The 12,409-nt window shown below is 69.7% G+C and carries 11 protein-coding genes; all 11 read right to left on the bottom strand.

Annotated features, from left to right (window positions below; all coding sequences use genetic code 11):
- Positions 1–7 precede the first annotated feature (7 nt).
- From ACQVBX_RS11965 to rsmH, 11 genes are read right to left on the bottom strand one after another with little or no spacing between them, the layout of a single operon-like run.
- The gene (locus ACQVBX_RS11965) at positions 8–745 is read right to left on the bottom strand and encodes a cell division protein FtsQ/DivIB (protein ID WP_431634304.1); all 738 of its coding nucleotides are present in this window, start codon (positions 743–745) and stop codon (positions 8–10) included.
- Entirely contained in the window at positions 742–1,701 is a 960-nt protein-coding gene (locus ACQVBX_RS11970; protein ID WP_431634305.1) for a D-alanine--D-alanine ligase, read from the bottom strand. The genes ACQVBX_RS11965 and ACQVBX_RS11970 overlap by 4 nt, the downstream gene beginning before the upstream one ends.
- On the bottom strand, positions 1,701–3,140 hold the full coding sequence (gene murC / locus ACQVBX_RS11975; protein ID WP_431634306.1) for a UDP-N-acetylmuramate--L-alanine ligase: 1,440 nt from the start codon (positions 3,138–3,140) through the stop codon (positions 1,701–1,703). Before murC ends, ACQVBX_RS11970 begins: the two co-directional genes overlap by 1 nt.
- On the bottom strand, positions 3,137–4,213 hold the full coding sequence (gene murG / locus ACQVBX_RS11980) for an undecaprenyldiphospho-muramoylpentapeptide beta-N-acetylglucosaminyltransferase (RefSeq protein WP_431634307.1): 1,077 nt from the start codon (positions 4,211–4,213) through the stop codon (positions 3,137–3,139). Before murG ends, murC begins: the two co-directional genes overlap by 4 nt.
- Positions 4,210–5,451 (bottom strand): putative lipid II flippase FtsW, encoded by a 1,242-nt coding sequence (gene ftsW / locus ACQVBX_RS11985; protein WP_431634308.1) that lies wholly within the window; start codon positions 5,449–5,451, stop codon positions 4,210–4,212. The genes murG and ftsW overlap by 4 nt, the downstream gene beginning before the upstream one ends.
- A complete protein-coding gene (gene mraY, locus ACQVBX_RS11990) occupies positions 5,451–6,533 on the bottom strand; it encodes a phospho-N-acetylmuramoyl-pentapeptide-transferase (protein WP_431634309.1) in 1,083 nt (360 codons plus the stop codon). Before mraY ends, ftsW begins: the two co-directional genes overlap by 1 nt.
- Positions 6,523–7,890 (bottom strand): UDP-N-acetylmuramoyl-tripeptide--D-alanyl-D-alanine ligase, encoded by a 1,368-nt coding sequence (locus tag ACQVBX_RS11995; RefSeq protein ID WP_431634310.1) that lies wholly within the window; start codon positions 7,888–7,890, stop codon positions 6,523–6,525. The genes mraY and ACQVBX_RS11995 overlap by 11 nt, the downstream gene beginning before the upstream one ends.
- Positions 7,887–9,365 (bottom strand): UDP-N-acetylmuramoyl-L-alanyl-D-glutamate--2,6-diaminopimelate ligase, encoded by a 1,479-nt coding sequence (locus ACQVBX_RS12000; protein ID WP_431634311.1) that lies wholly within the window; start codon positions 9,363–9,365, stop codon positions 7,887–7,889. The genes ACQVBX_RS11995 and ACQVBX_RS12000 overlap by 4 nt, the downstream gene beginning before the upstream one ends.
- The gene (locus tag ACQVBX_RS12005) at positions 9,362–11,182 is read right to left on the bottom strand and encodes a peptidoglycan D,D-transpeptidase FtsI family protein (protein WP_431634312.1); all 1,821 of its coding nucleotides are present in this window, start codon (positions 11,180–11,182) and stop codon (positions 9,362–9,364) included. Before ACQVBX_RS12005 ends, ACQVBX_RS12000 begins: the two co-directional genes overlap by 4 nt.
- Positions 11,179–11,451 carry a cell division protein FtsL gene (gene ftsL, locus ACQVBX_RS12010; RefSeq protein WP_431634313.1) on the bottom strand — a complete coding sequence of 91 codons (273 nt, stop codon included), beginning with the start codon at positions 11,449–11,451 and terminating at the stop codon, positions 11,179–11,181. The genes ACQVBX_RS12005 and ftsL overlap by 4 nt, the downstream gene beginning before the upstream one ends.
- Positions 11,448–12,398: a 16S rRNA (cytosine(1402)-N(4))-methyltransferase RsmH gene (gene rsmH / locus ACQVBX_RS12015; protein WP_431634314.1), complete on the bottom strand. Its 951-nt coding sequence runs from the start codon at positions 12,396–12,398 to the stop codon at positions 11,448–11,450. The genes ftsL and rsmH overlap by 4 nt, the downstream gene beginning before the upstream one ends.
- Between the last annotated feature and the right edge of the window lie 11 nt (positions 12,399–12,409).

Consider the following 12,409-nt stretch of genomic DNA (forward strand, 5'->3'; position numbering starts at 1 on the left):
TTCGTCGTCATGTGCGGGGCACACCTGTTTCGTTGGCGGCGCCGGTGGCCGGGGGCCAGCGCACGGCGAAACCGTTGGTGTAACGAAGATCGGCATAGGCGAAGCCGGTGGCGTGACCCGCCACGACCTGCGGATAGACATCGAGGAAGCGGCGCAGCCGGCGAGCCGCCTGCTCGCGGTCGCCCAGCACGATCTGCGCGCCGTCGGCGGTCGCCAGGCTCCAGCTGCCGCGCTCGGTGAGCGCCACGCCGGTGATCTGCAGATGGGTGCCGCCGAAGGCCTTGCGGGTATCGGCGTAGAAGCTCACCACTTCCGCCAGCCGGTCATCCGGCCCGTGCAGGCTGGGCAGGCTGGTGTCGAGCTCGCTGGGCGGCACGTCGAACACCTGGCCCTGACGGCTGATCAGCTGCTTGTCGTTCCAGCGCGCGAAGGGCTGGCGTTCGTAGATGCGCAACAGCAAGGTGTCCGGCCAGCGCTTGCTGGCCTCCACCGACTCCACCCACGGCAGCGCCGCGACCGCTTTCTGCACCGCGTCCAGGTCGAGCGCGAAGAAGCCGCGCCCCAGGCGCGGCCGCACGATGTCGCGGATCTGCTCGGCCTTCACGTGGTGGAACTCGGCCTGCACGGTGAGCTTGGTCACCGGCCAGCGGTCGGCCGCAAACCAGCCGCGCAGCACGCCGACCACCGGCAGCACCACCAGGGCGATGGCCAGGCACCAGGCGACGAGGCGGATGGCTCCCCTCATGGGCGCCCTCCGGCAATCCCGCGGTCTTTGTCAAAGCTGGTTTCCAGCACGCGCCAGCACAGCTCCTCGTAGGAGATGCCGGCCGCCGCGGCAGCCTTGGGCACCAGCGAATGCGAGGTCATGCCCGGCGCCGTGTTCACTTCCAGCAGCCAGTTGTGGCCGGTGCGGTCGCGCATCACGTCGACGCGGCCCCAGCCGCTGCAACCGAGCGCATCGAACGCCTGCAGCGACAGCGCACGCAGTTTGGCCTCGGCGTCACCCTCCAGCCCGGGGCAGAGGTAGCGCGTGTCCTCGGCGATGTACTTGGCGTTGTAGTCGTAGAACGCGCCCTTGGGCACGATGTGGATGCTCGGCAGCACCTCGCGCCCGAGAATCGCCACGGTCAGCTCGTCGCCTTCGATGAGCGTCTCCATCAGCAGGTCGCCCGGATACTTCGCCGCCAGCTCCACCGCCGCGTCGAGATCCTTCTCCTCGAACACGCGCGTCACGCCGACGCTGGAGCCCTCGCAGGCCGGCTTCACGATCAGCGGAAAGCCGATCTCGCGCGCGGCCGCATGCACGTCGGCGCCGCGCGGCAGGGCCACGAACTTCGGCGTGGGCAAGCCCAGCGACTGCCACACGCGCTTGGAGCGCGTCTTGTCCATCGACAGCGCCGAGCCGAGCACGCCCGAGCCGGTGTACGGCACGTTGAGCGACTCCAGCGCGCCCTGCAGCACGCCGTCCTCGCCACCGCCGTGCTGGCCGTGCAGGATGTTGAACACGCGCGCGAAATGGCCGGCACGCAGCGCATCGAGCAGAGCCGGAATGCCATCGATGGCGTGCGCGTCCACACCGCGCGCCTTGAGCGCAGCCAGCACGTTGCGACCGGAGTCGAGCGACACCTCGCGCTCGGCGGAGCTGCCGCCCATCACCACGGCGACGCGTCCGAACTGGGCCGGGTCGTTGATCTTGCTCATCACTTGGTCGTCCTCAGGCTGCCCAACTGCGCCAGTTCCAGTGCCGCGGCACCGATGTCGCCCGCGCCCAGCAGCAGCACCAGGTCGCCGTCGCGCAGCAGCGTCGGCAGGGTTTCCTTGAAATCGCGCGGATGCTCGACCAGCACCGGATCGACCTTGCCGCGAGCACGCACGGCGCGCGCCAGCGCGCGGCCGTCGGCGCCGGCGATCGGCGCCTCGCCCGCCGGATAGACCTCGGTCAGCAGCAGCACGTCCGCCTCGGCCAGCACGTTGGCGAAGTCGTCGAGCAGGTCGCGGGTGCGGCTGTAGCGGTGCGGCTGGAATCCCACCACCAGGCGGCGCTCCGGCCAGCCGCCGCGCGCCGCGGCGAACACCGCGGCCAGTTCGCGCGGGTGGTGACCGTAGTCATCGATCAGCAGCGCGGTGCCGCGATCGAGTTGCAGCTCGCCACGCGCATGGAAGCGCCGGCCGACACCCTGGAAACCGGCCAGCGCGCGGCCGATCGCCTCGGCCTCCACGCCCAGCTGCCAGCCGATCGCAGCGGCGGCCAGCGCGTTGAGCACGTTGTGCTTGCCAGGCAGGTTGAGTTGCACCGGCAGCGCCTCGGCACGACCCGGTAGTACCAGATCGAAGTACATGGTGAAGCCGCGCTGGGTGACGTTGGTGGCGCGCACGTCGGCATCGCTGCGCTCGATGCCGTAGGTCATGATGCGGCGCGAGGTATCGCGCGCCAGCTCGGCTACTTCGGCATCGTCCACGCACAGCACGGCCAGTCCGTAGAACGGCAGGCGATGCAGGAAGTCGGAGAACGCCTTCTTCACCTCGGCGAAATCACCGTGATAGTTCTCCAGGTGATCGGCGTCGATGTTGGTGATCGCGGCGATCACCGGCGACAACAGCAGGAACGAGCCGTCCGACTCGTCCGCCTCGGCCACCAGGTACTGCCCGGTGCCCAGGCGCGCATTGGCGCCGGCCGCGTTGAGCTGACCACCGATGACGAACGTGGGGTCGTAATTGGCCTCGGCCAGCACGCTGGCCACCAGGCTGGTGGTGGTGGTCTTGCCGTGGGTGCCGGCGATCGCGATGCCGCGACGGAAGCGCATCAGCTCGCCCAGCATCTCCGCCCGCGGAATCACCGGGATGCGCGCTTCGCGTGCGGCCACCAGCTCGGGATTGTCGGCACGGATCGCACTGGAGGTGACCACCACGTCGGCGTCGCCGACGTGCGCGGCCTCGTGGCCGATGCGCACCTCGATGCCCAGGCCCGCCAGGCGCTGTGCCGTGGCCGAGTTGGACTTGTCCGAGCCGGACACGGCGTAGCCGAGGTTGTGCAGCACCTCGGCAATGCCGCTCATGCCGACGCCGCCGATGCCGATGAAATGCACCCGGCGGAAGGTGCTCATCAGGTCTTCGTGCTGCAGCAGGCGACGCGGCGTCATACGGCGACCTCCAGGCAGGCGCGGGCGATCGCCTGCGCCGCATCCGGCTTGGCCAGGGTACGGGCGGCAGACGCCATGGCGACGAGGCCGGGGCGATCGGCCAGCAGCGCGGTGAGGCGCTGCGCGAGTTGCTGTACGTCCAGTTCACTTTCCTTGATCAGTTCAGCGGCGCCGGCGGCGACCAGCGCCTCGGCGTTGCGGGTCTGGTGGTCGTCGACCGCGTGCGGAAACGGCACCAGCACGGCGCCGAGCCCCGCTGCGGTGAGTTCGGCGAGGGTGAGCGCGCCGGCGCGGCAGATGGCGAGATCGGCCTCGCCGTAGGCCGCAGCCATGCCGTCGATGAAGGGCATCACGTCGGCCGCCACGCCGGCCTCGGCATACGCCTGCCGTGCCTCATCCACGCCTCGCTTGCCGCACTGGTGCAGGACGTGCGGGCGCCGCTCCGCGGGTATCTCGGCGAGCGCCTTCGGCACCGTGAGGTTGAGCGCGCGCGCGCCGAGACTGCCGCCGAGCACGAGCAGGCGCGCGGGGCCGCTGCGGCCAGCCATGCGCTCGGCCGGTGCGGGCAGCGCGGCAATCGACCCACGCACGGGATTGCCCACCCAGATGCCGTTCGGCAGCGCTCCGGCGAAGCCGGTCAGCACGCGACGGGCAAAGCCGGCGAGCTTGCGATTGGTGTAACCGGCGACCGAGTTCTGCTCGTGCACCAGCAAAGGTGTTCCGGTGAGACGTGCGGCGATGCCACCGGGGCCCGCCACGTAACCGCCCATCGACAGCACGCTGCGCGGACGCAGCCGGCGCAGTACGGCGAGTGAGGTGAGCAAGGCGCGCGCGAGCATCACCGGCGCGCCGAGGCGGGTCTTCCAGCCCTTGCCGCGCAGCCCGCCGACCGGCACCTCATGCAACTCGATGCCGTGCGCCGGCACCACCTGTGTTTCCATGCCGCCGCGCGCGCCGAGCCATGCCACCGGCACGCCCTGCGCGCGCAGCACGTCGGCCACGGCCAGGCCGGGAAAGATGTGACCGCCGGTGCCGCCGGCCATGATCAGCACGGGACGCTGCGTCGCGCTCATGCGGCCTCCGCCTGGCGATCGCGCATCGCCGGCGCTGCATTGGCGTCAGGCACTGCCAGTGCCGGCATGCGCGTGGCCATCTGGCGCGCGTCGCGCGCGCGGTTGATCTCGAACGTGGCGCGCAGCAGCACCCCGGCCATGGCGCAAGTGAGCAGCACCGACGAGCCGCCCGAGCTGATCAGCGGCAGCGTGAGGCCCTTAGTGGGCAGCGCGCCGAGGTTGACGCCGATCGATACCATCGCCTGCAGCCCGATCATCATTGCGATGCCGAACGCCACGTAGCCGGCGAAGCGCTGGTTCACCTCGATGCCGCGCAGGCCCAGGGTGAAGCCGCGCCACACCACCAGCGCAAACAGCGCGATCACCGCGATCACACCGGCCAGACCCAGCTCCTCGCCGATCACGGCAAGAATGAAGTCGGTATGCGCCTCGGGCAGATAGGAGAGTTTCAGCACGCTGGAACCCAGGCCCACGCCGGTCCATTCGCCGCGACCGATCGCCATCAGCGACTGGGTCAGCTGGAAACCGTCGTTAAACGGGTCCTTCCACGGGTCCATGAACGAGGTCAGCCGCTTCATGCGGTAGCTCTCGCTTGTGGCGGCGATCGCCAGCAGCGGCATCAGCGGCAGGCCCATCAGAAACAGGAAGATCGGCCGCGCGCCGCCCAGCCACACCATGCCGATGGTGACCGCGATCACCAGCGTGGCCGAGCCAAAGTCCGGCTGCGCCAGCAGCAGCAGCACGATGACGCCGGCCACGATGATCGGGCGCAGCAGGCCCCAGAAGGTGGTCTCCACGCTGTCGCGGTACCGCACCAGGAAGCTCGCCACGTAGACCACGAGGATCAGCTTCACCGCCTCCACCGGCTGGAAACTGATCACCACGAGGTTGAGCCAGCGGCGGGCGCCGTTGATGCGCATGCCGAAATGCGGCACGAACACCGCCAGCAGCATCAGCCCGGCAGCGAGCAGCAGCGGCATGGAGTACTTCTCCAGCAGCTTCAGCTCCACCCGCATGGCTAAGCCGGCCAGGGTCAGCCCGAGCGCGAGATAGAACAGGTGCTTCTTCAGGTAGTAGAAAGCGCCGATGTGCTGGCTGTCGGCCACGGCGATGGAACTGGAGGCAACCATCACCACGCCCATGCTGGCCAGACCCACCAGGCCGAGCAGCAACGGCAGGTCGAAGTGGCCGCGAGGCCCCTGCCGCTTCACCGCCTGGCCGGTTCCGAAGCCGAACATCAGCGCACCTTCAACGTGGCAAGACCGATCAGCACCAGCACCACGCTGATGATCCAGAAGCGCACGATCACGCGGGGCTCGGGCCAGCCCTTGAGCTCGAAGTGGTGGTGGATTGGCGCCATCCGGAAGATGCGCTTGCCGGTGAGCTTGAAGCTCGCCACCTGCATCATCACCGAGGCGGTTTCCATCACGAACACGCCGCCCATCACCAGCAGCACGATCTCCTGGCGCACGATCACCGCGATCGCCGCCAGCGCCGCGCCGATTGCCAGCGCGCCCACGTCACCCATGAACACCTGCGCCGGATACGTGTTGAACCACAGAAAGCCCAGGCCCGCGCCGGCCAGCGCGCCGCAGTAGATCGACAGCTCGCCCGCGCCGGGAATCGAAGGAATGCCCAGATATTCGGAGAACACCTTGTTGCCGGCCAGATACGCGAACACGCCTAGCGCGCCGGAGACCAGCACGGTCGGCATGATCGCCAGGCCATCGAGACCGTCGGTAAGGTTCACCGCGTTGGAGAAGCCCACGATCATGAAGTACGCCAGCACCACGAACAGTGCGCCCAGCGGAATCGCTACCTGCTTGAACAGCGGCACGTACAGCGCGGTTTCTGCCGGCAGCTGCGCGGTGTGGAACAGGAACCACGCGGCGATCAGGCCGAACACCGACTGCCAGAAATACTTCCAGCGCGAGGCCAGTCCGCGGCTGTCGCTCAGGACGATCTTGCGGTAGTCGTCGTAGAAGCCGATTGCACCGAAACCCAGCGTCACCGCCAGCACCAGCCACACGTAGCGGTTGTGCAGGTCGGCCCACAGCAGCGTGGCAATCGCCACCGACAGCAGGATCATCACGCCGCCCATGGTCGGCGTGCCGGCCTTGGTCAGGTGGGTCTGCGGGCCGTCGCTGCGAACCACCTGCCCCGCCTTGAGCTGGGCCAGCTTGCGGATCACCGCCGGGCCGAACAGCAGCGACATCGCCAGCGCGGTGAGCGCCGCCATGATGGTGCGGAAGGTGATGTACTGAAACAGGTGCACGGCGGTGAAGTGCCGGGCCAGCCAGTCGGCCAGTTCAAGCAGCATGGGGCGCGCCTCCGCGGTCGGTATGGGGGCGCAAGGCCGAGGCCACCTGGTCCATGCCCGCCGAACGCGAGCCCTTCACCAGGCAGGTGACACCCGCGTGCAGCCGCGGCTGCAGCGCGGCGACCAGCGCGTCCTTGCTGTCGAAATGCGTCGCGCCTTCGCCGAAGGCTTCGGCCGCGGCGGCGCTCAACGGGCCGACCGCGAACAGCCGGTCGATGCCGCGCGCCTTCGCGTGCGCACCGATGCCGGCATGCAGGGCGCGGGCGTTGGCGCCCAGCTCGGCCATGTCGCCGAGCACCAGCATTCGCTCACCCGAGGCCAGCGCCAGCGTGTCGATGGCCGCCGTGACCGAGCCGGGGTTGGCGTTGTAGCTGTCGTCGATCAGGGTCCATCCGCCGGGCATCGCTTCCACCTTCAGACGCCCGGCCACACCGTCGACCTGCTCGAGGCCGGCTACGATGGTGGCAAGCGGCACGTCCAGCGCCAGCGCGATGGCCGTGGCGGCCAGTGCGTTGGCGACGTTGTGGCGACCGGCCAGCGGCAGCGCGACCTCGCCGTCGCCCAGCGGCGTCTTCAACACGAAGCGCGAGCCATCGACGCGCTGCTCGAGAATGTCGGCCGTGACGTCGGCCGGCTGCTCCAGCGCGTAGCGCAGCACCCGGCGCGAACCGGCCAGCCCGGCAAAGAACGGCGCGAATGCGTCGTCGGCATTGATGATCGCCACACCGTCGGCAGGCAGCGACTGGTACAGCGCGCCCTTGGTTTCGGCGACGCCTTCGAGACTGCCCATGCGCTCCAGGTGCGCTGGCGCGATGCAGGTGATCACACCCACGTCCGGGCGCGCGATGCCGGCGAGGTAGGCGATGTCGCCGGGCTTGCCTGCGCCCATCTCCAGCACCGCGAACTGCGCGTCCCGCGGCATCGCCAGCAGGGTCAGCGGCAGGCCGAGCTCGTTGTTGTAGTTGCCGGCGTTGACGTGGGTGCGACCGTGACGGGCCAGGATCGCCGCGGTAAGCGTCTTCACCGTGGTCTTGCCGTTCGAACCGGTGATGCCGACCACGCGCACGTCGCGCTGCGCGCGTACCGCACTGGCCAGGTCGCCCAGCGCGGCGGCGGCGTCGTTCACCAGCACCTGCGGGATCGCGAGATCGAGCTTGCGCGTGACCATCGCCGCCACGGCGCCACGCGCCATGGCCTCGGCGACATAGTCATGTCCGTCGACGCGCTCGCCCGGCAGCGCCACGAACATGTCGCCGGCTTTCAGCTTGCGCGTATCGATCGCCACGCCCTGCACGACGCTGTCGGCGCCGATCAGCGTGCCGCGGGTCCACATGGCGATAGTGCCGAGCGACATCATGCGCAGGCCTCCAGCGCGGCGCGCGCCACCGCCAGATCGTCGAACGGGCGCTTGCCCTGGGCGCCTTCCTGGTAGGTCTCGTGGCCTTTGCCGGCCACCAGCAACACGTCGCCGGCGCGCGCCATCGACAGTGCCAGCCGGATCGCAGCCTCGCGGTCGCGCTGCACGCGCGCCCGCGCCGGGTCGGCAAAGCCGGCCACGATCTGCGCCACGATGGCGTCGCCGTCTTCGCCGCGCGGGTTGTCGTCGGTGATGATGGCGATGTCGGCCAGGCGCTCGGCTATGGCGCCCATCACCGGGCGCTTGCCGGCATCGCGCTCGCCGCCGCAGCCGAACACGCACAGCAGCCGTCCGGCGCAGTGTGCGCGCAGCGCGGTGAGCGCCTGCTCGAGCGCGTCGGGGGTGTGCGCGTAATCGATCACTACCAGCGGCTGGCGCAGGCCGTCGCCGAGGCGATTCATGCGGCCGTTGACCGGCGACAGCGATTCCACCGCGGCCACCAGCTGCTCGAACGGCTCGCCCAGCGCACCGAGACAGGCCACTACGGTGAGCAGGTTGGCGACGTTGAAACGCCCCAGCAGCGGACTGCGGATGGCCCGCGTCCCCCACGGCGTATGCAGCTGGAACGCGAGCCCCTCGCCCGAGGTGACGATGCCTGTGGCGGATACTTCCGCGTCGGCCAGCCCGGCGGCGCTTACCCGCAGACGCCGCAGCGTGGCAGGCAGGCGCTCGGCCAGCGCGGCGCCGAAGGCATCGTCGATGTTGATCACCGCGGCCTGCAGCCCTGGCCAAGCGAACAGGCGCGCCTTGGCCTCGCCGTAGGCTTCCATGGTGCCGTGGTAATCAAGATGGTCGCGGGTGAGGTTGGTGAAGGCAGCGACCTCGAAGTCCACCGCGTTCACCCGCCCCTGCACCAGCGCATGCGAGGAGACCTCCATCGCCACGTAACTGGCGCCGGCTTCGCGAAAACTCGCCAGTCGCGCCTGCACGCTGATCGCATCGGGCGTGGTGCGCTCGCCATCGCGCAGCTGGCCGACCAGGCCCGCGCCCAGCGTGCCGATGCTGGCAGCCCGGTGGCCCAGCCGGTGCAGCGCCTGCGCCACCAGTTGCACGGCGGAGGTCTTGCCGTTGGTACCGGTCACGCCGACCACGCGCAGTTCCTGCGACGGATGGCGATAGAAGCGCGCGGCGATTTCGCCCACGTGCTCGGCCAGCCCATCGACCCACACCACCGGCACGTCGAGCTCTGGCGCATCCTGCGGCGCCGGGGCATCGGCGATCACCGCGACGGCGCCGCGCGCCACCGCGTCGGCAGCAAAGTCGATGCCGTGCTGGCGGGTGCCGCGCAGCGCGACGAAGGCAACGCCCGGCCGGGCGTCGCGCGAATTGAGCGTGAGCCCGGAAACGACGATGCCGCTCAGCGCGGCGGTGTCGGCAAAGCCCAGCAGCAGGCGATCGAGGCGTGATCCGCTCATGGCGTCACCCGATCCACGGGTGCCTCCTCGATGTTTGGCGCGTCGGGCGGCTTGTTGCCGATCAGCCCGTTCTTGCCCTGCAGCGGGCCACCCACGTACCAGCGGCCGATGTTGTCCGGCGGGATGTCGAGCAGGCGCAGCGCGCCGTCCATCACCTTGGCGAACACCGGGCCGGAGGCGAGGCCGCCGTAGTAGCTGCCCTTGCGCGGGTTGTCGATCATCACCGCGGCAGCCAGCCGCGGATTGCTCGCCGGCACCAGGCCGGCGAAAGCGGCGCCGTACGCGTCCTTGGCGTAGCCACCGGCCTGCGCCTTGTGTGCGGTGCCGGTCTTGGCGGCCACCGAATAGTTGGCGATCCACGCCCACGGCGCGGCCGTGCCGCCGGGCTGGGTGGTGGTTTCCATCATGTCCACGATCTCGCGGGCGATGCGCGGCTCGATCACCGCGGTGGCCTCGGTCTGGCCGCCCTTGATGAAGGTGGGGCTGTGCAGCACGCCGCCGTCGCCGAGCGCCGCATAGGCGGTCGCCAGCTGCAGCGCGGTGGCGTTCAGGCCATAGCCGTAGCCGAGAATCGCCTTCTCCAGCGGGCGCCAGTCGCGCCCGATGCGCAGCCGTCCGGACGCTTCGCCCGGGAAGCCGCTCTGCGTGGAGTTGCCGAAACCGAACGCCCGATAGGTGTTGTACATGAGCTCGGTGTCGAGCTGCATGGCGATGTGCGCGGCACCCACGTTGCTCGACTTGGTGATCACGCCGGTAGGCGTGAGCACGCCGTAATCGTGCGTGTCGTGGATGTCGTGGCCGCCGAAGAACCAGTGCCCGCCGGTGGTGTCGATGGTCGGGCTGGTCGGGGTGAACTTGCCGCTGGAAAGCGCCGCGGCCATCAGGATCGGCTTGATCGTCGAGCCGGGCTCGAACACGTCGGTGACGGCGCGGTTGCGCCGCGCCGCGGCGGCACTGCTGCCGACCGCGTTGGGGTTGTAGGTGGGAATGTTGACCATCGCCAGCACCTCGCCCGTTTTCACGTCGAGGATCACCATGGTGCCGGAATCGGCCTGCGACTTTTCCACCGCAGCCTTCAGTTCGCTGTAGGCGAGAAACTGGATGCGTCGGTCGATGCTGAGCGTGAGGTTCTTGCCTGGCTTGGGCTCGCGCACCTGCTCGACGTCTTCGACGATATGACCCTTGTTGTCGCGGATCACCCGCTTCTTGCCGGGCTGGCCCGACAACCAGTCATCGAACGCCAGCTCCAGGCCCTCCTGCCCGTGGTCGTCGATGTTGGTGAAGCCCAGCACGTGCGCGGTGACTTCGCCGGACGGGTAGTAACGGCGGAACTCGCGCTGGCCGTTGATGCCGGGGATGCCGAGACTCAGCACCGCCTGGGCGTCTTCGGGGCTCATCTGGCGCTTGAGATAGGTGAACTCGCGGCTGGCGCGCTGCTCGAGGTACTCACGCAGCTGGTCCGGCTGCGTGCCGAGCGCGGCGGCCAGCTGCGGCAGCTGGTCGTCGTTCGCCAGCACCTGCGAGGGGACGGCAGTGATCGACACCATCGGCGTAGACACCGCCAGCGGCTCGCCGTTGCGGTCGAAGATGGTGCCGCGCGAGACCGCGATCGGCACCTCGCGCAGGAAGCGCGCGTCGCCCTGCTCCTGATAGAACTCCTTGCGCACCACCTGCACGTCGAACGCACGCGCCACCAGCCCCAGCGAGGCCAGCCCGAGCAGCACGACCACCACGGTCAGACGACGTCGCGGGCTGGGCCCGGCGCCCTGGCGACGGCGCCCGGGAACCATCGGCGTGACCTTGCGCGGCCGGCTCATCGGCGCACCAGCTGGATGTCGGCCGGCGCCGGCGCCACCATGCCGAGCTTGCTGCGCGCCTCTTCGTCGATGCGCCGCGGCTCAGCCCAGGTGGCCTGCTCCAGTTCGAGGCGGCCGTATTCCACGTTGAGATCGTCGCGCTGGTTCTGCAGGCTGGTGAGCTGCACGAACAGCACGCGACTCTCGTGCCGCGTCCACACCACGCCGAGCGCGGTGATCAGCACCAGGCAGAGCAGGCCGGTGAGGGCGATGGCGCCGAAGATCTTCATGCGAGCTTCTCCGCCACCCGCAGCACCGCCGAGCGCGAGCGCGGGTTGGCCGCCTGCTCGGCATCGGACGGGAACTGCGCCTTGCCCACTGGCGCCAGCCGTGCGGGCGCCGCGGCCACCGGCGGACCGCGCCGGCTGCCCTGGGTGCGCCCGGAATGGTCACGGATGAACAGCTTCACCGCGCGGTCTTCCAGCGAATGGAAGCTGATGATGGACAGACGCCCGCCCACCTTCAGCCGCTCCAGCGCCGCTTCGAGCCCGCGCTGCAACGATTCCAGTTCGCCGTTCACGCGGATGCGCAGGGCCTGGAAGCTGCGCGTGGCCGGGTGCTTGCCCGGCTCGCGACGGCCGACCACCCGCTCGATCAGCGCGGCCAGCTGGCCGGTGCGAGTGAACGGGGTGGCGTCGCGGTCGGCGACGATGGCGCGGGCGATGCGGCGTGCGTGGCGCTCCTCACCGAACTGCCACAGCACGTCGGCGATCTCGCGCTCGTCGGCGCGGGCCAGGAACTCGGCCGCGCTCTCGCCCTGGGTGGTGTCCATGCGCATGTCCAGCGGCGCATCGGCCATGAAGCTGAAACCGCGCGCGGCCTCGTCCAGCTGCGGCGAGGACACGCCCAGGTCGAGCAGGATGCCGTCCAGCCCCGCGGCGGTCTCGTCCCACTCGGCGAGGCTGGAGAAATTGGCGTGGCGGATCGACACCCGCGAGTCATCGGCGAAGGCGGCCTTGGCTGCGGCGATCGCCTGCGGGTCGCGGTCCATCAGCAGCAGGCGGCCGTCAGGACCCAGGCGCGACAGCACGGCGCGAGCGTGACCGCCGCGTCCAAACGTGCCATCCAGATAGCGCCCGTCCGCTTTCACGGCGAGACCCTCCACAGCTTCGCCCAGCATCACCGGAATGTGCTGCAGCGGCGCCGAGCCTGAATTTGTATTCCGGCTCTGGGCCATCCCGCACTCCC

Origin of the sequence: Dyella thailandensis, from assembly GCF_050749815.1 — a bacterium.
Taxonomy (GTDB): Bacteria; Pseudomonadota; Gammaproteobacteria; order Xanthomonadales; family Rhodanobacteraceae; genus Dyella_A.

Excerpts from the sequence above, each read along its gene's own strand:
- ACQVBX_RS11965 (WP_431634304.1), bottom strand. The coding sequence starts at position 745 with ATGAGGGGAGCCATCCGCCTCGTCGCCTGGTGCCTGGCCATCGCCCTG.
- ACQVBX_RS11970 (WP_431634305.1), bottom strand. The coding sequence starts at position 1,701 with ATGAGCAAGATCAACGACCCGGCCCAGTTCGGACGCGTCGCCGTGGTG.
- murC (WP_431634306.1), bottom strand. The coding sequence starts at position 3,140 with ATGACGCCGCGTCGCCTGCTGCAGCACGAAGACCTGATGAGCACCTTC.
- murG (WP_431634307.1), bottom strand. The coding sequence starts at position 4,213 with ATGAGCGCGACGCAGCGTCCCGTGCTGATCATGGCCGGCGGCACCGGC.
- ftsW (WP_431634308.1), bottom strand. The coding sequence starts at position 5,451 with ATGTTCGGCTTCGGAACCGGCCAGGCGGTGAAGCGGCAGGGGCCTCGC.
- mraY (WP_431634309.1), bottom strand. The coding sequence starts at position 6,533 with ATGCTGCTTGAACTGGCCGACTGGCTGGCCCGGCACTTCACCGCCGTG.
- ACQVBX_RS11995 (WP_431634310.1), bottom strand. The coding sequence starts at position 7,890 with ATGATGTCGCTCGGCACTATCGCCATGTGGACCCGCGGCACGCTGATC.
- ACQVBX_RS12000 (WP_431634311.1), bottom strand. The coding sequence starts at position 9,365 with ATGAGCGGATCACGCCTCGATCGCCTGCTGCTGGGCTTTGCCGACACC.
- ACQVBX_RS12005 (WP_431634312.1), bottom strand. The coding sequence starts at position 11,182 with ATGAGCCGGCCGCGCAAGGTCACGCCGATGGTTCCCGGGCGCCGTCGC.
- ftsL (WP_431634313.1), bottom strand. The coding sequence starts at position 11,451 with ATGAAGATCTTCGGCGCCATCGCCCTCACCGGCCTGCTCTGCCTGGTG.
- rsmH (WP_431634314.1), bottom strand. The coding sequence starts at position 12,398 with ATGGCCCAGAGCCGGAATACAAATTCAGGCTCGGCGCCGCTGCAGCAC.